Origin of the sequence: Streptomyces sp. CB01201 (genome assembly GCF_002803085.1) — a bacterium.
GTDB lineage: Bacteria > Actinomycetota > Actinomycetes > Streptomycetales > Streptomycetaceae > Streptomyces > Streptomyces hundungensis.
In genome coordinates this window covers 105,602-128,998 of record NZ_NNBJ01000018.1, presented here as the reverse complement: position 1 = coordinate 128,998, position 23,397 = coordinate 105,602, and the positions used below count along the sequence as shown (strand labels likewise).

Sequence of the window (23,397 nt, the reverse complement as noted above, 5' to 3'; positions counted from 1 at the left end):
CAACGACCTTGACGCCACCTTTAAAACTGGCAAAGCTAACGCGCGGCAGGCGTAATTCTGGGGCGCGTGTGACGGGGAGGGGCCCTGATCGACCTCCCGCGTTGCCGCCCCGGGCGCTGCTCCACGACTCATGAGCTACTGGGGGTAGCAGGCAGATGACCAAGAACACTCGGGTCCGCTTCGCGCGGATAGCAGCCGGTGCGGTGATTGCCGCCGGCGCGTCCCTGACCGCCGCGGGGGCGGCCCAGGCCGTCGGTGCCGACTCCAACGAGAGCAAGACGGCGAGCGTCCTCGACGAGCCGTGCAGCCCGACCAACCCGCTCTGCCTCCCGACCACGGGTGGCCAGTCGACGGGTTCGACCACGGACGGTTCGACCGGTTCGACGACTTCCGAGGGCACCACGGGCTCCACCACCTCCGAGGGCACCACCGGCTCGACCACGTCGTCCGGCACGACGGGTTCGACCACGTCGTCCGGCACCACGGGTTCGACGACCTCCGAGGGCACCACGGGTTCCACCACGTCGTCCGGCACCACCGGTTCGACGACTTCCGAGGGCACCACGGGCTCGACGACCTCCGAGGGCACCACGGGTTCGACCACGTCGTCCGGCACGACGGGTTCGACCACGTCGTCCGGCACCACGGGCTCGACGACCTCCGAGGGCACGACCGGCTCGACCACGTCCTCGGGCACCACCGGTTCGACCACGTCGTCCGGCACCACGGGTTCGAGCACGTCCTCGGGCACCACGGGCTCGACCGGCAGCACGGGCTCGACCGGTTCCACCGGCAGCACCGGCTCCACCGGTTCGACGGGCAGCACCGGGTCCACCGGTAGCACGGGCTCGACCGGGAGCACCGGTTCCACGGGCACCACCGGTTCCACGGGCACCACCGGCAACACCGGCACCAACCCCGACACCGTCGGGTCGCAGCCGGTCGAGCAGGGTCAGCAGAAGGACGAGCTGGCCGCCACCGGTGCGGGCGGGACGACCTTCCTGATCATCGGCGCCGCCACGATGATCGCCGGTGGCATCGGCTTCCGCTTCATGCCGCGTCTGGTCAACAGCGGCCGTAACGTCGCCTAAGCGACTACCTGCGGAAACGCGCGAGGGCCCCGGGTGCGAGCACGCACCCGGGGCCCTCGCGCATACGGCGTAGGGACCGGTTCTCAGACGGTCTGATGGGCCAGCAGGGCCAGCGCCCCCAGCAGCACGATCAGCAGCGTGACCAGGGCCGCGGGGCTCAGGGATCCCCACTGGTTCTCCTGCTGCAAGCGCTCCCGGTTCGCCCGGCAGACACGGCAGCGGCCCTCGCTCACGGGCGCCGCGCAGTTGGCGCACACCAATCGGTCATAGGTCATGCGCTCTCCTCCTCCCGCGCGGCGGAGCCGGCGCATACAGCTGTCAACGCGCTTTCTCTCCGCTCAACGCTCAGGGAAACGCAACCGTTCCCCCTACCACTGTGCCAGCTCGCGCGCGTTTCGGCGCGCCCCGCCTGATTCCTCCGCATCCCGCCCCCGCGACCCAAGGGACATAAGGGGCATCCCCGGACGCGGCCTGCGCGGGCTCGTCCCGTTCGCGTAAGGTCACGCACACCTATACTCCCGGCCGACCCGTGGTGCACCCGTGATCCGATTCGACAATGTCTCCAAGACCTATCCCAAGCAGAACCGACCAGCCCTGCGGGAAGTCTCCCTCGAAATCGAGAAGGGTGAGTTCGTCTTCCTCGTCGGCTCGTCCGGTTCCGGGAAGTCGACCTTTCTGAGGCTCGTCCTGCGTGAAGAGCGCGCCAGCCATGGGCAGGTGCACGTGCTCGGCAAGGACCTCGCCCGGCTCTCCAACTGGAAGGTGCCGCACATGCGGCGCCAACTGGGCACGGTCTTCCAGGACTTCAGGCTGCTCCCCAACAAGACCGTTGCGGAGAACGTGGCGTTCGCCCAGGAGGTCATCGGAAAACCGCCCGGCGAGATCCGCAAGGCGGTGCCGCAGGTGCTCGACCTCGTCGGGCTCGGCGGCAAGGAGGACCGCAGGCCCGGTGAGCTCTCCGGTGGTGAGCAGCAGCGCGTGGCCATCGCCCGCGCCTTCGTCAACCGGCCCATGCTGCTCATCGCGGACGAGCCGACCGGCAACCTCGACCCGCAGACCTCCGTCGGCATCATGAAGCTGCTCGACCGGATCAACCGGACCGGCACCACCGTAATCATGGCGACCCACGACCAGAACATCGTCGACCAGATGCGCAAGCGCGTCATCGAGCTGGAGTCCGGCCGCCTCGTACGAGACCAGGCGCGCGGCGTCTACGGCTACCAGCACTGAGCGCCGTAGAGCACTCGTCGAGCACTGAAAGGCTGAAATAGTCGCCATGCGCGCCCAGTTCGTTCTCTCGGAGATCGGGGTCGGTCTCCGTCGCAACCTGACCATGACGATCGCCGTGGTCGTATCCGTAGCCCTCTCCCTCGCGCTGTTCGGCGGTTCGCTGCTGATGCGGGACCAGGTCAACAACATGAAGGGCTACTGGTACGACAAGGTCAACGTCTCGATCTTCCTCTGCAACAAGGCGGACGCGGAGAGCGTTGCCAAGTGCTCCAAGGGCGCGGTGACGGCCCAGCAGAAGAAGGACATCGAGGGCGACCTCAAGAAGCTGGACGTCGTCCAGACGGTGTCGTACGAGTCGGCCGACGAGGCGTTCAAGCACTACAAGGAGCAGTTCGGCAGCTCCCCGATGGCCGGTTCGATCACGCCGGACCAGATGCAGGAGTCGTTCCGGGTCAAGCTCAAGGACCCGGAGAAGTTCGCCGTGGTCGCCACCGCCTTCGCGGGCCGGGACGGCGTCCAGTCGGTGCAGGACCAGAAGGGCATCCTGGAGAACCTGTTCGGGCTGCTCAACGGCATGAACATGGCGGCCATCCTGGTCATGCTCGTGATGCTGATCGTCGCGCTGATGCTGATCGTCAACACCGTGCGCGTCTCGGCCTTCAGCAGGCGGCGCGAGACGGGGATCATGCGCCTGGTCGGTGCGTCGAGCTTCTACATCCAGGCGCCGTTCATCATGGAGGCCGCCTTCGCCGGTCTGATGGGCGGCGTGGCCGCCGCGGGCTTCCTGGTCGTCGGCCGCTACTTCATGATCGACCACGGGCTCGACCTGGCGCACAAGCTCAACCTGATCAACTTCATCGGCTGGGACGCGGTGCTCGCCAAGCTCCCGCTGGTGCTCGCGGCCAGCGTCCTGATGCCCGCGCTCGCCGCCTTCTTCGCGCTGCGCAAGTACCTGAAGGTCTGACCCGGGCACCCCGAGGTCCGTACCCCGCGTGTGACATACGCCCCGGGCGCCGTAGGAGCAACACCCCCTACGGCGCCCGGAGTCTGTCCTAGACTCGGCGCCATGTCGGGTCCGGATCTCTGTCCCAGGCCCCGCGGGGTGCGCCGCGGGGCGGCTCTGACCTTGGTGTTCGCGAGCGTCCTGCTGACCGCGGCCGCCACCAACTGCCTGCCGCGCACCGAGCAGCACCCCGTCCCGCTCGCGGCCGGCCCCGCCGCGGCCGCCGCCCTCGATCCGCGCGAGGGGCACACCACCCGCGGCGGCGACCGCACCGCGGAGGACGTGCGGCGCGCGGCCGCCGACGCCGAGGCCGACGGGAAGTCCGCGAGCCGGGCCGCCGAGGAGGCCGTGGGCCGCAGCGGGGACCGCTGGGGCGCGGTGTACGACAAGGCGGAGTACGAGCAGTACGCGGACGCCCTCGACGGCCGCTACACCGGCGTCGGCCTGTGGGTCGCCCGGGCCGCCGACGGCCGCACGCAGGTGACCCGGGTCCAGGCCGGCGGCCCCGCCGACCGGGCCGGCATCGAGCCGGGTGACCATCTGCGCAGCATCGACGGCTGGTCCGCGGACGGGCAGCCCGTCACCGAAGTGGTCGCGCGGCTGCGCGGCGACGCGGCCGGCAGCCGGGTGGCCCTAGGCCTCGGCCGGGGCTCGCGCACCTGGACGCAGACCGTGGACCGGGCGGTCCTCGACACCGAGGACGTCTCCGTACGGAACCTCTCCGCCCAGGTCGTGATGATCAAGGTGACCGCCTTCACCAAGGGCACCGGCGAGCAGGTGCGCAGCGCGGTGCGCCGCGCCCCGAAGGGCGCCGGGATCGTGCTCGACCTGCGGGGCAACAGCGGCGGCCTGGTCGGCGAGGCCGTCACCGCCGCCTCCGCGTTCCTGCCCGGCGGCCTGGTCGCCACCTATGACGTGCACGGCGCCCAGCGGGCGCTGTACGCGAGCGGCGGCGGGGATGCCGCGCGGCCCCTGGTCGTGGTGATCGACGGCGGCACGATGAGCGCGGCCGAACTCCTCACCGGCGCGCTCCAGGACCGCGGCCGCGCGGTCACGGTCGGCTCGCGCACCTTCGGCAAGGGCTCGGTCCAGATGCCCACCGGCCTCGCGGGGGGCTCGGTCGCCGAGCTGACCGTGGGCCACTACCGCACGCCGGCGGGCCACGGGCTCGACGGCAAGGGCATCACGCCCGACCTGCCCGTCACCGACCATCCCCTCGAACACGCCGAGACGGTTCTGAGCGGTCTGGGCGGCACGTCTTAAACCTGTTGCGCCGGGGTGCGAAAATGGCCGCACTATGGCTAAGAACACGGGCAAGGACAAAGAGAAGGACAGCAAGCGCAAGCTGGTCGCGCAGAACAAGAAGGCACGCCACGACTACCTCATCATCGACACCTACGAGTGCGGTCTCGTGCTCACCGGTACCGAGGTGAAGTCGCTGCGCCAGGGCCGCGCCTCGCTGGTGGACGGCTTCGTGCAGATCGACGGCGGCGAGGCCTGGCTGCACAACGTGCATGTGCCGGAGTACGCGCAGGGCACCTGGACCAACCACAGCGCGCGGCGCAAGCGGAAGCTGCTGCTGCACCGGGTCGAGATCGACAAGCTGGAGGCGAAGTCCGGGGAGTCGGGTCACACGATCGTGCCCCTCGCGCTGTACTTCAAGGACGGCCGGGCGAAGATCGAGATCGCGCTCGCCAAGGGCAAGAAGGAGTACGACAAGCGTCAGACGCTGCGCGAGAAGCAGGACCGCCGCGAGACGGACCGTGCCATCTCCGCCGTCAAGCGCAAGGAGCGGGCCAGCCTGCGCTAGGCCGGTGGCCGGGCCGGGCGGAATAGGCTGGCACCCTCGGGCGTTGGTCACGTACGATGGCACTGCACCTCAGCGAAGGTGTGGCACCACCTTGAAAAAACAACATGGGGATGATCGGTTTCGACAGCGGATGTCGAAGCAGGGGAAGCGTGTCGAGGAAGCGGCAATGATCTCGTAAACCATATGTCGCAAACAATAATCGCCAACACCAAGCGCGATTCCTTCGCCCTCGCTGCCTAAGTAGCGACTTGCGAAGTGTCAGCCCGGGGCTGTTCCCGACCCGGATACTGGCATCAGCTAGGGAACTAAACTTCTAGACCCGGTCACGGGGTTTGGAAGGAAATCAAACAGTGGCTGGGCCCGTCGGCGACTTGTTCGCGTGATTGCCGGGGCCGAGAAAATCGCAGCGAACTGCACACGGAGAAGCCCTGTTTTTGCACCGTTGGACGCGGGTTCGATTCCCGCCATCTCCACGATCGAGGAGCGCCGGATTTCCGGATCTCCTCGCCCCATGTAGGCACAGGCCCGGTCGCTTTCGAGCGGCCGGGCCTTTGTCGTGTCCGGGACCGGTGTCCCATCCGCCTCGGCCGCTCGCCTATCGGCGGGGCGGGGCGGCGTACCGCCCGTGTACGACGGCGCTCACCAGCAGGGCGAGGGCCGCGGCGCAGAGCGGGACCGAGTAGCCCGTCCCCGCGCCCGCCCGCTCGATGACCTGGCCGCCGACGGCCGAGCCCGCCGCGATGCCGCCGAGGATCGCGGTGACCGCGAGCGTCATGCCCTCGTTCAGCCGGCCCTCGGGGGTGCGCCGCTGGACCAGCGTCATGCCGGTGACCATGGTCGGCGCGGTCGCGGCGCCCGCGCAGAGCAGCGCCGCCGCGAGCGCCGCGAGGGAGCCGGTGGTGCGCGCCGCGAGCAGCGGCAGGCACATCAGCGCGGCCATCGCCGCGACACAGCCCACCAGGCGCCGGGACAGATCGACGGCCGGCCGTGCCGACCCGTACAGGAGCCCGGCGGCGCAGGAGCCGGCGGCCTGGAGCGCGAGCACCCCGCCGGCCGCCGAGCGGTGGCCGAGCCCGTCGGCGTAGGCGATGGTCACCACCTCCAGGGAGCCGAAGACCGCGCCGGTGGCGAGGAAGACGGCGAGCAGCGGGGCGAACCCCCTGGTCCGCACGGGGGACTTGGCGCCCTCCGTGCGGGGCGTGACCGGCGGCTCGGTCGTGCGCTGGGCGGCGAACAGCAGGATGCCGGTCAGCAGCAGCACCGCGCCGATCAGCGTGCCCGCCTCGGGGAACAAGGCCGAGCAGAGGGCCGCCGCGATGACCGGGCCGAGCATGAAGCAGAGCTCGTCGACGGCCTGCTCGAAGGAGTTGGCGGTGTGCAGGGCGCCCGGGTCGTCCCGGTACAGATGGGCCCAGCGGGCCCGGGACATGCCGCCGGTGTTGGGGGTGGTGGCGGTCGCGGCGTAAGCGGCGAACAGGGTCCAGGCGGGGGCGTCGAAGTGCACGCACAGGAGCAGGGCGAGCGAGCCGGAGGCGGCAACAGCCGTCGCCGGCACGGCGATTCGGGCCTGGCCGTAGCGGTCGACCAGCCGGGCCGTCCAGGGCGCGACCAGCGCGGTCGCGGCGAGCCCGGTGGCGGTGACCGCGCCCGCGAGGGCGTAGGAACCACGGGCGCCCGCGATCATGAACACGGCGCTGACGCCGAACATGCCCATGGGCAGCCGGGCGACGAGATTGCCCAGCGTGAAGGCGAGGGCGCCGGGGGCGCGGAACAGGCGTATGTACGCGTTCCGGCGGCGGGCGAGCGGGGTTGTCTGCGGCATGCCCCGATCCTTTCGGGGGCCGCGTGCGGGGGTCCAACACCTGATCAGCGCCCATTCACCCACTCTTGTTGTGGGTGTCGGTGCTGCTGTTGACTGCCGGGTGTGCCCCACGACATCGACCCGCGCCTGCTGCGCTCCTTCGCCGCCGTCGCCGAGGAGCTGCACTTCACCCGCGCGGCCGCCCGGCTCTTCGTCGCCCAGCAGGCGCTGAGCCGTGACATCCGGCGCCTGGAACGGGAGTTGGGCACCGAACTCTTCGTGCGGACCACCCGGGCCGTGGCGCTCACCGCCGACGGGACACGGCTGCTGCCGTACGCCCGCGGAGTGCTCGCCGCGCACGACGAACTGCGCGCCGCGTGGGTGGACCGGGGCGCCGGGCGGCCGCTGCTCGTCGACATCTCGGCGCCCGTCGGCACCGGTGCGCGGGTCCTTGCCGGGGCCCGGGAGCGGGCGCCCGGCGTCGAGTTCGTGGCCCGGTTCATCAGCGGGCTCAGCGGGGCCGCCGCCGAGATCCTCGCCGGGCGCCTCGACGTCTCCTTCGGCCGGGTGGCCGGGCTCGACCCCGCGGTCCTCGCGGGGCTCGGACACCAGCCGGTGCGCTACGAGCGGATGGCGGTGCTGCTCGACGCGGGGCACCGGCTCGCGGGCCTGGCCGAGGTGCCGCTGGCCGCCCTGGCCGGCGAGACGCTCTACACGGCTGCGGGCAACCCGGCCACCACCGAGTGGACCGATCTGGCCGAGCGGCTCTTCGCCGGGCGCGGCATCCGGGCGGCCGCGCCCTTCCCGGAGATCGCGGGCGAGGAGGAGTTCGTCCGGGTGGTGCGCAAGCAGGGCTGGTCGGTGCTGGCCAGCACCGAGTTCATGGACGTGCCCGGCATGGTGGTGCGCCCGCTGACCGGACCCGTACCGCTGGCGCCGGTCTCCCTGGTGTGGCGCAGGGGACTCGCGCATCCCGGCGTGCGCGTCCTGCGCGAGGTCGCGCGCGAAGCGGCGGCGGCACACGGTTGGTTGGACAGGCCCCGCGGAAGCTGGCTTCCGGCGCCCGACTTGTCCCTGATGGCGGCCGATGCCCCACAAGTGGACGGGCCAGGGCGAACATCACTCGATACGTGAACACATGTCCACAGGCTCGTGCGCTACATTCATCGCCCGGGTGCGGCGGGATATGGGGGCGCGCGGAACGAGTGGGGTCTCCTCGTTCCGGATGTGGCGCCCGGGAGTCGTGCGCGCAACCCGCGAAACACATTCAGGGAGTGCGTACGAACATGGACAGTCGGATAACCAACGGGCCGGGCGGACAGCCCCGCTCCGGCCGGCCGGGGGATCGCCGGCCCTCGCCCGACGCGACGATGCAACTCGGCGTCTCCGCAGCGGAGTTGATCAAGAAGCAGGAGCCGGTCGAGCGGTCCGCGACCGTCGAGATCCCGATCTTCAACCCGCTGCCGGGCATCCCCGCCCAGCAGGGCCACGACCGGCCCGTGTTCGTCGACGCCAGCGGGCGGCGCGGCAAGAAGCTGCGCGGGCTCGGCTGGCTCTGCGGGCTCGCCGCCACCGGCTTCGCGGTGGCCCTCGTCGGCTCGCTGCTCGGCGGCAACTCCCAGGCCCCCGGCCTGAACCTCCCCGACGGCGGCAAGGCCGACGCCGTCACGGCGCCGCCCCGGGCGGCCGCCTCGCAGGTCCCGCAGCCGAAGGCCTCCCCGAAGCAGGCCGCGGCCCCCACGCACAGCGTGCCCAAGGCCCCCCTGGCCAAGGCGTCCAAGCCCGCCAAGGCCGTGCACAGCGCCGCGCCCGTCACCGGGCACAGCCCGGTGGGCAGCAAGGCATCCCCGCACCCCGGCGCCTCGCACAAGCCGGCCGCCAACGGCGCGATCACCCCCACCGCCGGCAAGACCGGCGCCTGAGCCCCGCTGTCCCCGGCCCGCCCGTGCCGGCCCGGGAGCAGCGGCCCCGAGCAACCCCGTCCCCCGGGCCCGCCCGCAGTGGTCCGGACGGCGGTCCGAGCACCCTGAGCACCAACCCCGTACGGCCACCTCGGCGTACCGCCCCGAAGGCGTAACGACACCTGCCATGAGAACCACCCAGGCCAAGCCGCGGCCGTCGCGGCGCAAGCGGCTGCCCATGCGCTATCTGCTGCCGCTGCTCCTGCTCGTCGCGCTCGTCGCGATGCTGATGCTGCGCGGCTATGTGCACAGCGAGATCTCCGCGGACCACCGCGTGCGCGATCCCGCGCCCACCGACAAGGTGCCCGAGAAGATCATCGACGGCGGCCCGGTCATCGACGCGCGCACCCCGGACAAGCCGGTCAGCCTCCGGATACCGGACCACAAGATCGTCATCACCTTCGACGACGGCCCGGACCCCACCTGGACGCCGAAGGTCCTCGACGAGCTGAAGAAGTACCACGCGCACGCCGTCTTCTTCGTCACCGGAACCAACGCCTCGCGCTACCCCGACCTCGTCAAGCGCATGGTCGCCGAGGGCCACGAGGTGGGTCTGCACACCTTCAACCACCCCGATCTGTCCTACCAGTCGAAGTCGCGGATCGACCGCGAGCTCTCGGAGAACCAGCTGGCGCTCGCGGGCGCCGCGGGCGTGCACAGCTCGCTGTTCCGGCCCCCGTACTCCTCGTTCGCCGACGCCATGGACAACGACACCTGGCCGGTCGTCCAGTACGTCGGCAGCAAGGGCTATGTCGTGGCGCTCGACTCCACCGACAGCGAGGACTGGCAGCGGCCCGGCGTCAAGAAGATCATCCACAACGCCACCCCGGAGGACGACAAGGGCGCCATCGTCCTGATGCACGACTTCGGCGGCGACCGCTCGCAGACCGTGGCCGCACTCGACAAGTTCCTGCCGGACATGCAGGAGTCGGGCTACACCTTCGTCAACCTCACCACCGCCCTCGGCGCACCCAGCGCGCTGACCCCGGTCAGCGGCATGGACCTGTGGAAGGGCGAGGCGTTCGTCGGGGCCGTCCAGGTCGCCGAGCACACCACCGACTTCCTGGTCGTCGGCCTCGCCGTCATCGGCGTGCTCGTCTTCACCCGCTTCGGCCTGATGCTGGTGCTGTCCTTCGTGCACGCCCGCAAGGTGCGCCGCAAGGACTTCGCGTGGGGGCCGCCGGTCACCGAACCGGTCTCGGTGCTCGTGCCCGCGTACAACGAGCGCGAATGCATCGCCAACACCGTTCGTTCGCTCATGGCGAGCGATCATCCGATCGAAGTGATCGTCATCGACGACGGTTCGAGCGACGGCACCGCCGACATCGTCGAGGCGCTCGGACACCCCAACGTGCGCGTGGTGCGCCAGGAGAACGCGGGCAAGCCCGCCGCCCTCAACAACGGTATCGCGCACGCCCGTTACGAGATCGTCGTGATGATGGACGGCGACACCGTCTTCGAGCCCGGCACCGTCCGCGAACTCGTCCAGCCCTTCGGCAGCTCGCGCGTCGGCGCGGTCGCCGGCAACGCCAAGGTCGGCAACCGGGACTCGCTCATCGGCGCCTGGCAGCACATCGAGTACGTGATGGGCTTCAACCTCGACCGCCGCATGTACGACCTGATGGGCATCATGCCCACCATCCCCGGCGCGGTCGGCGCCTTCCGCCGCCAGGCCCTGGAGCGGGTCGGCGGCATGAGCGAGGACACCCTCGCCGAGGACACCGACATCACCATGGCCATCCACCGCGACGGCTGGCGCGTGGTCTACGCCGAGAACGCCCGCGCCTGGACCGAGGCCCCCGAGTCGGTCCAGCAGCTCTGGTCGCAGCGCTACCGCTGGTCGTACGGCACCATGCAGGCGATCTGGAAGCACCGCGGCGCCATCAAGGACCGCGGTGCCTCGGGCCGCTTCGGCCGCGTCGGCCTGCCGCTCGTCGCCCTGTTCATGGTGGTGGCCCCGCTGCTCGCCCCGCTCATCGACATCTTCCTGCTGTACGGGATCGTCTTCGGCAAGACCGGGCAGACCATCGTGGCCTGGCTCGTCGTGCTCGCGATCCAAGGGGTGTGCGCGGCCTACGCGTTCCGGCTCGACAAGGAGCGGCTCACCCATCTGCTGTCCCTGCCGCTCCAGCAGGTCCTGTACCGGCAGCTGATGTACGTCGTGCTGCTCCAGTCCTGGATCACCGCGGTCACCGGCGGCCGGCTCCGCTGGCAGAAGCTGCGCCGCACCGGCGTGGTCGAGGCTCCGGGCAACCCGGCCGAGCGGAAGGCGGTCGCCGGATGACCGCGTACGTGGAGGTGCCGGAGGCGGCGGCCACCCCGCCCGCCCCGGCGCCCCGGCCGCCCGCCCGCGACCGCTACTTCGACTTCCTGCGCGCCCTCGCCCTGTTCCGGGTGGTGCTCTACCACCTGATGGGCTGGGCCTGGCTGCCGATCGCCTTCCCCTCCATGGGCGTGATGTTCGCGCTCGCCGGAAACCTGATGGCCCGCTCCCTGAAGCGGCCCGCCGTCCAGGTCGTCCGCGGCCGGCTGCGCCGGCTCCTGCCACCGATGTGGCTGCTCGGCGCGGTCGGCATCACCGGCATGCTCGCCCAGGGCTGGGGCCCCGCATCCGACGGGCACCCGGCCTGGTGGTGGGGCCACCTGCTGTTCTGGGTGGTCCCGCTCAGCGACCCGCCGTACGCGGCCGGCCTGCCCGGCATCCACCACGTGCTCGGCGACAACTGGGGCGCCAACCTCGCCGAACCGCTCTGGTACCTGCGCGCCTACCTGTGGTTCGTGCTGCTCTCGCCGCTCTTCAGGACGCTCCTCCGGCGCCTGCCGTGGCCGACGGTCTTCGCGCCGGTCGCGCTGTCGGCGCTCCTGGAGTTCGTCGACCTCGGGCTGCCCGAGCGGATCGACTCCGCGCTCACCGACTTCGCCACCTTCGGCGCCTGCTGGATCCTCGGCATGGCCCACCAGGCGGGCGTGCTGCGGAAGTTGCCGAACTACCTGGTGCCCTCGCTCGCGCCGATCGTGATGGCCGTCGGCTTCTGGTGGGCGGTGCACGGCGGGTTCTCCCTCTTCGGCGACACCGAGCTGGACTCGATCCCGCTCGCGCAGACCCTGTGGTCGCTCGGTGCGGTCTTCCTGCTGCTGCACATCAGCCCCTCCTGGGCCACCTGGCCCGCCCCGCTGCGCCGCTGGGACCGTCTGATCACCCTGCTCAACTCGCGGGCCGTGACGGTCTATCTGTGGCACAACCTGTGCATCCTGGTGGCCGCCACGGTCTGGGACGACCTGTGGAGCATCGACGCACTGGCGGGCTTGGGCCGGTTCCTCGACAGCTCCTGGCCGGTGCTCCTGGTGACCTGGGTCCTCATCGGCCTGTGCGTGCTGTGCTTCGGCTGGGTCGAGGACGTGGCCGCCAAGCGCCGACCCCGGCTCTGGCCCGCCTGACACCACCGGGCGGGCGGCGGTCTCACCGCCGCCGCCCGCCCCGCGTGAAGACAAGGTTGCACCCCGGTCACCCGCGGGCACCCGGCCGAAACCCGCCGTCCGTAAGGTCGCTGTCACGACAAGCGCTACGACCGTGGAGGCACGATGGCCGGCCGTTGGATCGAGCGGTGGGAACCGGAGGACGACGCCTTCTGGCGCGAGACCGGCAGGCGCGTCGCCCGGCGCAACCTCTACCTGTCCGTGTTCTGCGAACACGTCGGATTCTCCATCTGGACGCTGTGGTCGGTGATGGTCCTCTTCATGGGCCCCGCCTACGGAGTCGACCCCGCGGGCAAGTTCTTCCTCATCTCGGTGTCGACCCTCGTCGGTGCCCTCGCCCGCATCCCCTACACCTTCGCCGTCGCCCGCTTCGGCGGCCGCAACTGGAGCGTCTTCAGCTCACTGCTGCTCCTGCTCCCGGCGGGCGCCGCGTGGTTCGCGATGGAGCCCGGCACCTCGTACACCACGTTCCTGCTGGTGGCCGCGCTCGCCGGGGTGGGCGGCGGCAACTTCGCCTCCTCGATGACCAACATCAACGCCTTCTTCCCGCTCCGCGAGAAGGGCTGGGCGCTCGGCCTGAACGCGGGCGGCGGCAACATCGGCGTCCCCGTGGTGCAGCTAGTCGGGCTGCTCGTCATCGCGACCGCCGGCGCCACCCACCCGCGCCTCGTGCTCGCCGTCTACCTGCCGCTGGTCGCCCTCGCCGGGCTCGGGGCGGCGCTCGGCATGGACAACCTGGCGCCCGTCCGCGAGGACAAGGGCGCTGCCGGGGAGGCGCTGCGCGACGGGCACACCTGGATCATGGCGTTCCTGTACGTCGGCACGTTCGGCTCCTTCATCGGCTACGGCTTCGCCTTCGGCCTGGTGCTCCAGACCCAGTTCGGCCGGACCCCCTTGCAGGCCGCCTCGCTCACCTTCATCGGACCGCTGCTCGGCTCCCTGATCCGGCCCGTCGGCGGCCGCCTCGCCGACCGCTGGGGCGGCGCCCGCATCACGCTGGGGAACTTCGCCGCGATGGCCGCCGCCACCGGGGTCGTCCTGTACGCCTCCGCGCAGAAGTCGCTGCCCGTCTTCCTCACCGGCTTCATCGCGCTGTTCGTGCTCAGCGGGCTCGGCAACGGGTCCACGTACAAGATGATCCCCGCCATCTTCCAGGCCAAGGCCCTGGCACGCGGCCTCGCGGGGGAGGCGGCGGCGGCCCACGGGCGGCGGCTCTCGGGGGCGGCGATGGGGATCGTCGGTGCGGTCGGCGGGCTCGGCGGGCTCGCCATCAACCTCGCCTTCCGCCAGTCCTTCCAGACCTCGGGCACCGGCACCGCCGCCTTCGCCGCCTTCCTCGTCTGCTACGCGGCGTGTTTCGCGGTGACCTGGGCGGTATACATCCGCGAACCGGCCGCCGTGCCCGCGTCCGCCGCGCCCGCGCCCGCCTACGGCGAGGTGTGATCCTGGCCGTGCCGGGTCACGTAACACCCGGGAAACCAGGGTGAACCCCGGGCGTCACGCCCCCTTGGCAGGCTCGGACGCCACCGCACCACCGGGAGACTCATGTCCGCAGAAGCAGAAGCAGAAGCAGAAGCGGCCGCACCGCACGGGCCGCTCGCCGGGTTCACCGTCGGGGTCACCGCCGCCCGCCGGGCCGACGAGCTCGCGACACTGCTCGTCCGGCGGGGGGCCGCCGTGCTGCACGCGCCCGCGCTGCGGATCGTGCCGCTCGCCGACGACCGCGAACTGCTCGCCGCGACACGGGAGTTGATCGCCGAGGCACCCGACACGGTGGTGGCCACCACCGCCATCGGGTTCCGCGGCTGGGTCGAGGCCGCCGACGGCTGGGGGGTGGGGGATGACCTCCTCAAGACCCTGGCGGGCGTCGAACTCCTCGCGCGGGGACCCAAGGTGAAGGGCGCGGTACGGGCCGCCGGGCTCACCGAGCGCTGGTCGCCGTCGTCCGAGTCGATGGCCGAGGTCCTCGACCGGCTGCTCGCCGAAGGCGTGGCGGGCCGGCGCATCGCGATCCAGCTGCACGGAGAACCCCTGCCCGGCTTCGTGGAGGCGCTGCGCGCGGCCGGTGCCGAGGTCGTCGGGGTGCCGGTCTACCGCTGGCTGCCGCCGCGGGACCCGGCGCCGCTCGACCGGCTCCTGGACGCCACCGTCACGCACGGCCTGGACGCCCTCACCTTCACCAGCGCCCCCGCGGCGGCCTCCTTCCTGAAGCGGGCCGAGGAACGCGGCATGCTCGCCGAGCTGCTGCTCGCCCTGCACGACGACGTGCTCGTGGCCTGCGTCGGACCGGTCACCGCGCTGCCCCTCCAGGCCCATGGTGTGACGACGCACGCCCCCGAGCGCTTCCGTCTGGGCCCGCTCGTCCAGCTCCTGTGCGCCGAACTGCCGACCCGGGCAAGGGGGTTGCCGCTGGCGGGGTGCCGGGTCGAGATCCGCGGCCAGGCGGTCGTCGTGGACGGCGAACTCAGGCCCGTCCCACCCGCGGGCATGGCCCTCCTGCGCACCCTCGCCCGCCGCCCCGGCTGGGTGGTGCCCCGCGCCGAGCTGCTGCGCGCGCTACCGGGCTCCGGCACGGACGAGCACGCCGTGGAAACGGCAATGGCCCGCCTGCGCACGGCAGTTGGCGCCCCGCGCATCATCCAGACGGTGGTCAAACGCGGCTACCGCCTCGCCCTCGACCCGGCGGCGGACGCGAAGTACGGGGGTGGGTGAGGGCGGTCAGCGGGGTGCGTGGGTGACGTTGTGCTCCCGGATGCCGGGGAGGAGGTCGGCCGCGGCGACCTCGCCGAGTGGGGGGCCTGTTGAAACCGCCGGACGGCGGTCGGGTCCCGGGTGGCGGGCATGCTCAGGAGATGTCCTTCTCGGCGGCGTGCAGACGCCAGAAGCGCACGTCGCCCCAGTCCCGCGCCGCCGTCGCGCGGCGTACTCGCGCAGGGCGAGGTTCACCATCTCGCTCTGCGCGCGGATGCCGGACAGTCGCATCGCCTCGGCGAGCGCCTCGTCGTCGATGGCGATCCGGGTGGCGGACATGGGGGCCTCCGGGCGTCGGCTTCCGCAAGGATGGCCCACGACTCCTACGGCGCCCCCGAATCGCTACCGTACGCCCATGACGACACTGCGCCCCGCCGAGTTCTCCGACGCCCCTGCCATAGCCGCCGCCCTGGTGCGCAACCGTGAGCACATGCGGCCCTGGGAGCCGTTTCGGGACGAGTACTTCTACACCGCCGACGCGCAGCGCGAGCGGTTGTCCGAGGCGGGGGCGCGGCGCTGGCTGTGGGTGGACGGGGAGCGGGTGGTGGGGCAGTTCACCCTCTCCTCGATCGTGCTCGGCCCGCTGTGCAGCGGGAACCTCGGGTACTGGGTCGACGCCGAGTACAACGGCCGGGGCCTCGCCACGAGCGGCACCGGGGAGATCTGCCGCATCGCCCGCGACGAGCTGGGCCTGCACCGGGTCGAGGCGGGCACGGTGCTCCACAACCACGCCTCCCAACGGGTGCTCCGCAAGGCCGGGTTCGAGGAGTTCGGCCTCGCGCCGCGGTTCCTGCACATCGACGGCGAGTGGCGCGACCACCGGCTCTTCCAGCGCATCCTGCACGACGGGCCGCCCATCGGCGTGCCCGGGCGGTAGGAGGTCTTCCGGGGGCGGCCCCGGGCGGGCACTCTGGGGGGAGGCACTCACCGGTAACCCCCTAGGCGGTGACAGGCGCATGGTGCGGTTCGACTCCGGGCGGATCTGTCTGGATCTGGTGGCGACCGGAGCGCAGGAGAGCGAACAGCTGTGCGGGGTCGCAGAGTTGGGGCGTTGGCTGCTCGGTGCCGGACTCGTACCGGGCGGCACCCGGCTGGCCGGGCTCGACGCTGACTGGCTCGCCCGTTTCGTCGAACTGCGGTACTGCATAGCCCAGTTGGTGAATGCGGAGCTCGGGACGTCGGTCGAGGGTGCGTCCACCGCCCTCGACCGGGTCAACGTGCTGGCCGCCGCCCCGCCCCCGGGCGTCCGAGCGATCAGGGGTGCGGACGGCGGGCTCGTCCGCACGCTGAGCCGGGCCCCCGAGTGCGGCGCGCTGCTCGCCGTCGTCGCCCGGGACGCCGTCGACCTGCTCACCGACCCCGAGGCCAGGGCCCGGCTCCGCCAGTGCGAGGGCGACAACTGCCGGCTGCTCTACCTCGACACCTCGCGCGGCCGGCGGCGGCGCTGGTGCTCCAGCGAGGTGTGCGGCAACCGGGAACGGGTGGCCCGGCACCGGCGCCGCGTCGCCGCGCTCTGAAAGCTGCCGTCGGGAAGGGCTGTCGAGGGTGGCCGTCGAGAAGGGGCCGTCGCAACTGCCCCGCGCCCCTGAAACCGTGGATAAAGCAAGTTCGTTGAGAAATCCGGCGCGCCTTTGAATGGTTCCCGACAACCGTCCGTATGGAGGGGCGAACCGGCGCGCAGCCGCGCACCGGGATGGTCTCGACCTGGAGGTGCCGGTTGCGCAAGGATGCCGCCGTGGCCGATGACCGTCCGCGAGGGGCCAAGCACCGCTCCGTGCCCGACGAGGAGCTGATGCGGGCGCTGTACCGCGAGCACGCGGGGCCGCTGCTCGGGTACGTGATGCGCCTCGTGGCCGGCGACCGCCAGCGGGCCGAGGACGTGGTGCAGGAGACGCTCATCCGTGCCTGGAAGAACGCCGGTCAGCTCAATCGGGCCACCGGTTCGGTCCGCCCCTGGCTGGTGACGGTCGCGCGCCGCATCGTCATCGACGGCCACCGCAGCCGGCAGGCCCGGCCGCAGGAGGTCGATCCGTCGCCGCTGGAGGTCATGCCCGCGGAGGACGAGATCGACAAGGCGCTGTGGCTGATGACCCTCTCCGACGCACTCGACGACCTGACCCCGGCGCACCGGGAGGCACTCGTCGAGACGTACTTCAAGGGACGTACCGTCAATGAGGCGGCCCAAGTGCTCGGCGTGCCCAGCGGGACCGTGCGGTCCCGGGTGTTCTACGCCCTGCGCTCCATGAAACTCGCACTGGAGGAACGGGGGGTGACGACATGACGACCGGGGAGCACGCGGAAGGCTCGCCGCACGAGGCTGTCGGCGCGTACGCGCTGGGCATCCTCGACGACGCCGAGGCCTCCGCCTTCGAAGCGCACCTCGCGGGCTGCCCGGCGTGCGGCGCCGAACTCGACGCGCTGGCGGGAATGGAGCCGATGCTCGCCACGCTCAGGGAGTTCCCGGGCCCCGCCGCCCAGCCGCTGCGGCCCGCCCCGCCCGGCCTGTCCACGGCCCTGATCAGCGAGGTCGCAGCCCAGCGCGCCAAACGTCGGCGGCGCACCACGTACCTGGTGGCGGCCGCGGCGGCGCTGATCGTGGGCGGGCCCGCCGTCGCGGTGGTGGCGACCTCCTCGTCCACCGGCACCCAGCAGAGCGCCGAGGCGCATCCGACCAGCCCGGCCGAGGACGCCTTCTTCAACCACATGAGCCAGAAGGTCTCCGCGACGGACCCGAAGACCCAGGTCACCGCGACCGTCGGCACCGAGCCCAAGGCCTGGGGCACCCATACGGTCCTGGAACTGAAGAACGTCAAGGGCCCGCTGAAGTGCAGCCTGATCGCCGTGGGCAAGAACGGCGACCAGGAGACCGTCACGTCCTGGGCGGTGCCGAACTGGGGCTACGGGATCGAGGACAGCCCGCACGAATCGGCGAAATACCCCCTGTACGTGCACGGCGGCACCGCGATGACCCGCGAGCAGATCGACCACTTCGAGGTCCGTACGTTCGACGGGAAGGCGCTCGTGGACGTCCCCGCGTGAGCCGCGGGGCGGGACAGGCGTCCCGACATGCGGTTCGGCACCGAATTGTGGCCTGACATCGGGTCCCCCTTCGCGTACGGTTGACGGCTGCCCAATGCACGTCAGAAGGGGGCCTCGGTGGCCGCGCAGGATGCCGCTGTCGATACCGCTTCCGGTACCGCCGAATCCGCTGTGGATTCGGTCCGGGAACGCGAGATCGCTGGGGAACAGGTACATCTCGACCAGGTGTACCGCCGCCTGGAGGAGAAGATCCACGAGGCGGAGTTCCTGATGAACGACGCCGCCAAGCGGGGTCAGGTCGGCACGCCCGGCGCCCTCGCCGAACGCGACGCCCAGGTCTTTCGGGCGGGGGTCCATCTCAACCGGCTCAACAACGAGTTCGAGGACTTCCTCTTCGGCCGGATCGACCTGCTGCTCGGAAAGGACGGCAAGAAGGGGCCGGACGGCGCGTACACCTCGGTGGAAGCGGCCGAGGACGCCGTGCGCCCCGACGGCACGGCCGACATCGCCGAGACGCTGCACATCGGCCGGATCGGCGTCCTGGACGCCGACTACTCGCCGCTGGTCATCGACTGGCGGGCGCCGGCCGCGGCCCCGTTCTACCGCTCGACGCCGGTCGACCCGGGCCGGGTCGTGCGCCGCCGGGTCATCCGGTCCAAGGGCCGCAAGGTGCTCGGCGTCGAGGACGACCTGATGCGCCCGGAGCTGAAGGCGACCCTGGACGGCGCCGAGCTGCCCGTCATCGGCGACGGCGCCCTGATGGCGGCGCTCGGGCAGGCCCGCAGCCACACCATGCGGGACATCGTGGCCTCCATCCAGGCCGAGCAGGACCTGGTGATCCGGGCGCCCGCCGCCTCCGTGACGTACGTCGAGGGCGGTCCGGGCACCGGCAAGACGGCGGTCGCGCTGCACCGCGCGGCCTACCTGCTCTACCAGGACCGGCGCCGCTACTCCGGCGGCATCCTGATCGTCTCGCCGACGCCGCTGCTCGTCGCGTACACCGAGGGCGTGCTGCCCTCGCTCGGCGAGGAGGGCCAGGTCGCGATCCGGGCCGTCGGCAACCTCGTGGACGGCGCGGAGGCCACCGAGTACGACGACCCGGCGGTCGCCCGCATCAAGGGCTCGTCCCGCATGCTCCACGTGCTGCGCAGGGCCGCCAGGGGCGCCCTGGAGGGCCCGGGGGAGCAGCCCAGGCGGTCCCGGCGGCGCGGCGGCGAGCAGCTCGCCCTCGGCGAGCAGGCTCCCGCCCCGCACCCCGGCCAGCGGCTGCGCGTGGTCGCCTTCGGCGCGCGCGTCGAGCTGGAGGGCGAGGAACTGCGCCGCATCCGCCAGACCGTGCTCGGCGGCACCGCGCCCGTCAACCTGCTCCGCCCGCGCGCCCGCAGGCTGCTCCTGGACGCGCTGTGGTCGAAGTCGGGCGCCTCGGGCCGGCACACCGACCCGGAGCTGGCGGCCGAGCTGCGCTCCTCCTTCGACGACGACATCGCCTCCGAGGACGCCTTCATCGCCTTCCTCGACGCGTGGTGGCCGGAGCTGACCCCGCGCGGGGTGCTGGCCGCGATGGCCGACGAGAAGAGACTGGGGCGCTGGGCCCGCCGCGTCCTCAACCAGGGCGAGGTGCGGCGCCTGGCCCGCTCGCTGGCGCGGGCCGCCGAGGGCGCCTTCTCGGTCCACGACGTGGCCCTGCTCGACGAGTTGGAGACGCTGCTCGGCGCCCCGGCCCGGCCGAGGAAGAAGCGCGAGTACGACCCGATGGACGCGCTGACCGGCCTCGAAGAGCTGATGCCGCACCGCGAGGAGACCCAGCGCGAGCGCGCCGAGCGGCTCGCCCAGGAGCGCACCGAGTACGCGCACGTCATCGTCGACGAGGCGCAGGACCTCACGCCCATGCAGTGGCGGATGGTCGGCCGGCGCGGGCGCACCGCCACCTGGACGGTGGTGGGCGACCCCGCGCAGTCGTCCTGGTCCGACCCGGACGAGGCGGGCGAGGCCCGCGACGAAGCCCTGGGCAGCCGCCCGCGCCGCCGCTTCGAGCTGACCGTGAACTACCGCAACCCCGCCGAGATCGCCGAACTGGCCGCCCGCGTACTGGCGTTGGCGATGCCCGGCATGAAGTCCCCGGCCGCCGTGCGCTCCACGGGTGTCGAGCCCCGGTTCGCCGTGGTGCGCGGCGGCGACCTCGCCCGCGCGGTGCGCGAGGAGGCGGCCCGGCTGCTCGACCAGGTGGACGGCACGGTCGGCGTGGTCGTCGCGATGCGGCGCCGCGAGCAGGCGGCGCGCTGGCTCGCGGGGCTTGGTGACCGGGTGGTGGCGCTGGGCAGCCTGGAGGCCAAGGGCCTTGAGTACGACGCCACGGTGGTCGTCTCGCCGGCCGAGATCGCGGACGAGTCCCCGGCCGGACTGCGGGTGCTCTACGTGGCGCTGACCCGGGCGACGCAGCAGCTCACGGTCGTCTCGGGGGACCGGGACGAGCCGGACGCGAACGGGGTGCCGGATCTGCTCCGCGATTAATTTCGGAGTCAACTCGCGATGCTGGGATCACTTGGCGGAGTGGTTTGTTAGCCTGGTTGTGACACCGGCTCGATCCAAGCCCCCGGGCCCAACCTTAGTCGCTTAGAGCGACCACTTGCCGCGAGGCGAGCATGGCGGGTCGGTGTCTTAACGTGAGCGACAGGCCCACGTCATCTTCGGATGGCGTGGGCCTGTTGTCGTTGGTGCGGAGTCGTTGGTGCGCAGTCGTGGGTGCGCGGGGCCGGCCGTCGGGTCCCGGGTACACGTTGGGTCTTCCGCCGGACCACCACTTTCTCGTATGGTGGAAACAACTTTCCGAAAAGTGTTGCCCATTATCGGCTACCAGCCAGTAGGTGCGACCATCGGATGGCACCGCCGCGCCACAGCCGGGGCGGTGCTAGCAACGAAGCTAGGGAAAGCAGAGGAACACGGTCATGGCAACGGCGCCCAGCGTCTCGTACTCGATGACGGTCCGCCTTGAGGTGCCCGCCAGCGGCACGGCGGTCTCTCAGCTCACCACGGCCGTGGAGTCCTCCGGCGGATCGGTGACCGGCCTCGACGTGACCGCCTCCGGCCACGAGAAGCTGCGCATCGACGTCACCATCGCGGCCACCTCCACCTCGCACGCCGACGAGATCGTCGAGCAGCTGCGCGGCATCGAGGGCGTCACCCTCGGCAAGGTCTCCGACCGTACCTTCCTGATGCACCTCGGTGGCAAGATCGAGATGCAGTCGAAGCACCCCATCCGCAACCGTGACGACCTCTCGATGATCTACACCCCGGGTGTGGCCCGGGTCTGCATGGCGATCGCCGAGAACCCCGAGGACGCCCGGCGCCTGACCATCAAGCGCAACACCGTCGCGGTCGTCACCGACGGCTCCGCGGTGCTCGGCCTCGGCAACATCGGCCCGATGGCCGCCATGCCGGTCATGGAGGGCAAGGCGGCGCTCTTCAAGCGGTTCGCCGACATCGACGCCTGGCCGATCTGCCTGGACACCCAGGACACCGACGCCATCGTCGAGATCGTCAAGGCGATCGCCCCCGGCTTCGCGGGCATCAACCTGGAGGACATCTCCGCGCCGCGCTGCTTCGAGATCGAGGCCCGGCTGCGCGAGGCCCTCGACATCCCCGTCTTCCACGACGACCAGCACGGCACCGCCATCGTGGTGCTCGCCTCGCTGACCAACGCGCTGCGCGTGGTGAACAAGAACATCGGTGACGTACGGGTCGTCATGTCCGGTGCGGGCGCGGCCGGTACGGCCATTCTGAAGCTGCTGATCGCGGCCGGCGTCAAGAACGCCGTCGTCGCCGACATCCACGGTGTGGTGCACGCGGGCCGCGAGGACCTGGTCGAGGCGAGCCCCGAGTCCGCGCTGCGTTGGATCGCCGACAACACCAACCCCGAGGGCCTCACCGGCACCCTCAAGGAGGCCGTGGTCGGCGCCGACGTCTTCATCGGCGTCTCCGCCCCCAACGTCCTGAACGGCGACGACGTGGCCGCGATGGCCGAAGGCGCGATCGTGTTCGCGCTCGCGAACCCGGACCCCGAGGTGGACCCGGCGATCGCCCGTCAGACGGCGGCGGTCGTGGCCACCGGCCGCTCGGACTTCCCGAACCAGATCAACAACGTGCTGGTCTTCCCGGGTGTCTTCCGCGGTCTGCTCGACGCCCAGTCCCGCACCGTCAACACGGACATGATGCTGGCCGCGGCCGGCGCGCTCGCGGACGTCGTCGCCGAGGACGAGCTGAACGCCAACTACATCATTCCCTCGGTCTTCAACGACAAGGTCGCCGGAGCCGTCGCGGGAGCCGTCCGCAACGCGGCCAAGGCCGCCGGAGCCGCTGTGACGGGTCCCACGTCGGTCTGAGCTACGGCGCGTCGCGGGATGCGGGCCCAGTAACGCCCCCTTAGGGTGGCGGACCATGACCCGCATCCGTACCGGCTACGTCCCGGGAGTTCTCACCCTGTCGACGGAGCGTCACCTTGATGAGGCAGTGGCGCTTTTCGTGTGACTCAGGGTGACTCGGGAGGGTGCCGGATTGGCTTTCCCGCCATAGGTGGGGGCAGGATGCTTAACCGGGCGCGAGGGTCTGACACAGACCCGGGTCCGGGGACTGTCCGAGAGCCCTGGCAGCATCGGCTTCGCTGTATCCAACATGCGGCTTCCGCCGCGTGGCACGCCTCACAGGCAAGAAGAACACGGGAGTAAGAACATGAACCGCAGTGAGCTGGTGGCCGCGCTGGCCGACCGCGCCGAGGTGACCCGCAAGGACGCCGACGCCGTGCTGGCCGCTCTCGCCGAGACCGTCGGCGAGATCGTCGCCAAGGGCGACGAGAAGGTCACCATCCCCGGCTTCCTGACCTTCGAGCGCACCCACCGTGCCGCTCGTACCGCTCGTAACCCGCAGACCGGCGACCCGATCAACATCCCGGCCGGCTACAGCGTGAAGGTCTCCGCGGGCTCGAAGCTCAAGGAAGCCGCCAAGGGCAAGTAAGCGCTCTTGGCTTTGCAAGGCGCTTAGCAGCAACGCGAAGGGCGGCCACCCCGGGTTTCCGGGGTGGCCGCCCTTTTCGCGTGCGCGGGCTTGTGGGTGCTGGGGGCTGCGAGGACCGTTCGCGCAGTTCCCCGCGCCCCCTGAACCCGCTTTCGTCCGTCCACCGTGCGTGGCTGGTCGCGCAGTTCCCCGCGCCCCTAACAGCCTGGGTGCCGGCCCGCATCGGG

21 protein-coding genes and 1 other RNA gene are annotated in these 23,397 nt (G+C 71.4%); 19 read left to right on the top strand and 3 right to left on the bottom strand.

Annotated features, from left to right (window positions below; translation table 11 throughout):
• The first annotated feature begins 155 nt into the window (after nt 1-155).
• Nucleotides 156-1,091, top strand: a complete 936-nt coding sequence (locus CG740_RS31170; RefSeq protein WP_100578630.1) for a hypothetical protein — start codon at nt 156-158, stop codon at nt 1,089-1,091.
• A gap of 83 nt (nt 1,092-1,174) precedes the next feature.
• On the opposite strand, the gene CG740_RS31165 is transcribed toward CG740_RS31170, so the two are convergent.
• Nucleotides 1,175-1,366, bottom strand: coding sequence for a hypothetical protein (locus CG740_RS31165; RefSeq protein ID WP_100578629.1), 192 nt, complete (start codon nt 1,364-1,366; stop codon nt 1,175-1,177).
• A gap of 265 nt (nt 1,367-1,631) precedes the next feature.
• Here CG740_RS31165 and ftsE point away from each other — a divergent pair, with 265 nt between their 5' ends.
• The 5 genes from ftsE to ssrA all read left to right on the top strand — a co-directional run bounded on the left by ftsE (nt 1,632) and on the right by ssrA (nt 5,610).
• On the top strand, nt 1,632-2,321 hold the full coding sequence (ftsE, locus tag CG740_RS31160) for a cell division ATP-binding protein FtsE (RefSeq protein WP_100578628.1): 690 nt from the start codon (nt 1,632-1,634) through the stop codon (nt 2,319-2,321).
• Between the two features lie 46 nt (nt 2,322-2,367).
• The gene (ftsX, locus tag CG740_RS31155; protein WP_100578627.1) at nt 2,368-3,285 is read left to right on the top strand and encodes a permease-like cell division protein FtsX; all 918 of its coding nucleotides are present in this window, start codon (nt 2,368-2,370) and stop codon (nt 3,283-3,285) included.
• Nucleotides 3,286-3,387: 102 nt separating this feature from the next.
• Nucleotides 3,388-4,587 (top strand): S41 family peptidase, encoded by a 1,200-nt coding sequence (locus tag CG740_RS31150; RefSeq protein ID WP_100578626.1) that lies wholly within the window; start codon nt 3,388-3,390, stop codon nt 4,585-4,587.
• Between the two features lie 34 nt (nt 4,588-4,621).
• Entirely contained in the window at nt 4,622-5,134 is a 513-nt protein-coding gene (gene smpB / locus CG740_RS31145) for an SsrA-binding protein SmpB (RefSeq protein ID WP_100578625.1), read from the top strand.
• 106 nt (nt 5,135-5,240) lie between these two features.
• Nucleotides 5,241-5,610: a transfer-messenger RNA gene (gene ssrA, locus CG740_RS31140) on the top strand.
• Between the two features lie 119 nt (nt 5,611-5,729).
• Here the strand turns inward: ssrA and CG740_RS31135 are convergent.
• A complete protein-coding gene (locus CG740_RS31135) occupies nt 5,730-6,956 on the bottom strand; it encodes an MFS transporter (protein ID WP_100578624.1) in 1,227 nt (408 codons plus the stop codon).
• A 102-nt stretch (nt 6,957-7,058) separates the two neighbouring features.
• Here CG740_RS31135 and CG740_RS31130 point away from each other — a divergent pair, with 102 nt between their 5' ends.
• The 6 genes from CG740_RS31130 to CG740_RS31105 all read left to right on the top strand — a co-directional run bounded on the left by CG740_RS31130 (nt 7,059) and on the right by CG740_RS31105 (nt 15,085).
• Entirely contained in the window at nt 7,059-8,069 is a 1,011-nt protein-coding gene (locus CG740_RS31130) for a LysR family transcriptional regulator (RefSeq protein WP_100578623.1), read from the top strand.
• A 152-nt stretch (nt 8,070-8,221) separates the two neighbouring features.
• Complete coding sequence (locus tag CG740_RS41635) at nt 8,222-8,857, top strand: hypothetical protein (RefSeq protein ID WP_159030437.1); 636 nt, start codon at nt 8,222-8,224, stop codon at nt 8,855-8,857.
• A gap of 217 nt (nt 8,858-9,074) precedes the next feature.
• On the top strand, nt 9,075-11,180 hold the full coding sequence (locus tag CG740_RS31120) for a bifunctional polysaccharide deacetylase/glycosyltransferase family 2 protein (RefSeq protein ID WP_100578674.1): 2,106 nt from the start codon (nt 9,075-9,077) through the stop codon (nt 11,178-11,180).
• Nucleotides 11,177-12,334 (top strand): acyltransferase family protein, encoded by a 1,158-nt coding sequence (locus CG740_RS31115; protein WP_100578621.1) that lies wholly within the window; start codon nt 11,177-11,179, stop codon nt 12,332-12,334. Before CG740_RS31120 ends, CG740_RS31115 begins: the two co-directional genes overlap by 4 nt.
• Before the next feature lie 144 nt (nt 12,335-12,478).
• Entirely contained in the window at nt 12,479-13,816 is a 1,338-nt protein-coding gene (locus tag CG740_RS31110) for a nitrate/nitrite transporter (RefSeq protein WP_100578620.1), read from the top strand.
• A gap of 102 nt (nt 13,817-13,918) precedes the next feature.
• Nucleotides 13,919-15,085: a uroporphyrinogen-III synthase gene (locus CG740_RS31105; protein ID WP_100578619.1), complete on the top strand. Its 1,167-nt coding sequence runs from the start codon at nt 13,919-13,921 to the stop codon at nt 15,083-15,085.
• A gap of 6 nt (nt 15,086-15,091) precedes the next feature.
• On the opposite strand, the gene CG740_RS31100 is transcribed toward CG740_RS31105, so the two are convergent.
• Nucleotides 15,092-15,403, bottom strand: a complete 312-nt coding sequence (locus CG740_RS31100; protein WP_100578618.1) for a type II toxin-antitoxin system VapB family antitoxin — start codon at nt 15,401-15,403, stop codon at nt 15,092-15,094.
• Between the two features lie 76 nt (nt 15,404-15,479).
• Here CG740_RS31100 and CG740_RS31095 point away from each other — a divergent pair, with 76 nt between their 5' ends.
• From CG740_RS31095 to CG740_RS31065, 7 genes are all read left to right on the top strand, one after another.
• Nucleotides 15,480-16,001 (top strand): GNAT family N-acetyltransferase, encoded by a 522-nt coding sequence (locus tag CG740_RS31095; protein ID WP_100578617.1) that lies wholly within the window; start codon nt 15,480-15,482, stop codon nt 15,999-16,001.
• A gap of 79 nt (nt 16,002-16,080) precedes the next feature.
• On the top strand, nt 16,081-16,641 hold the full coding sequence (locus tag CG740_RS31090) for a CGNR zinc finger domain-containing protein (protein ID WP_100578616.1): 561 nt from the start codon (nt 16,081-16,083) through the stop codon (nt 16,639-16,641).
• A 176-nt stretch (nt 16,642-16,817) separates the two neighbouring features.
• Nucleotides 16,818-17,405 carry a sigma-70 family RNA polymerase sigma factor gene (locus CG740_RS31085; RefSeq protein WP_100578615.1) on the top strand — a complete coding sequence of 196 codons (588 nt, stop codon included), beginning with the start codon at nt 16,818-16,820 and terminating at the stop codon, nt 17,403-17,405.
• Nucleotides 17,402-18,163: an anti-sigma factor family protein gene (locus CG740_RS31080; protein WP_100578614.1), complete on the top strand. Its 762-nt coding sequence runs from the start codon at nt 17,402-17,404 to the stop codon at nt 18,161-18,163. Before CG740_RS31085 ends, CG740_RS31080 begins: the two co-directional genes overlap by 4 nt.
• Before the next feature lie 117 nt (nt 18,164-18,280).
• Nucleotides 18,281-20,674, top strand: coding sequence for a HelD family protein (locus CG740_RS31075; protein WP_100578613.1), 2,394 nt, complete (start codon nt 18,281-18,283; stop codon nt 20,672-20,674).
• A gap of 434 nt (nt 20,675-21,108) precedes the next feature.
• Nucleotides 21,109-22,542 carry an NAD-dependent malic enzyme gene (locus tag CG740_RS31070; RefSeq protein WP_100578612.1) on the top strand — a complete coding sequence of 478 codons (1,434 nt, stop codon included), beginning with the start codon at nt 21,109-21,111 and terminating at the stop codon, nt 22,540-22,542.
• A 346-nt stretch (nt 22,543-22,888) separates the two neighbouring features.
• Complete coding sequence (locus tag CG740_RS31065) at nt 22,889-23,170, top strand: HU family DNA-binding protein (protein ID WP_003968811.1); 282 nt, start codon at nt 22,889-22,891, stop codon at nt 23,168-23,170.
• Nucleotides 23,171-23,397 lie beyond the last annotated feature (227 nt).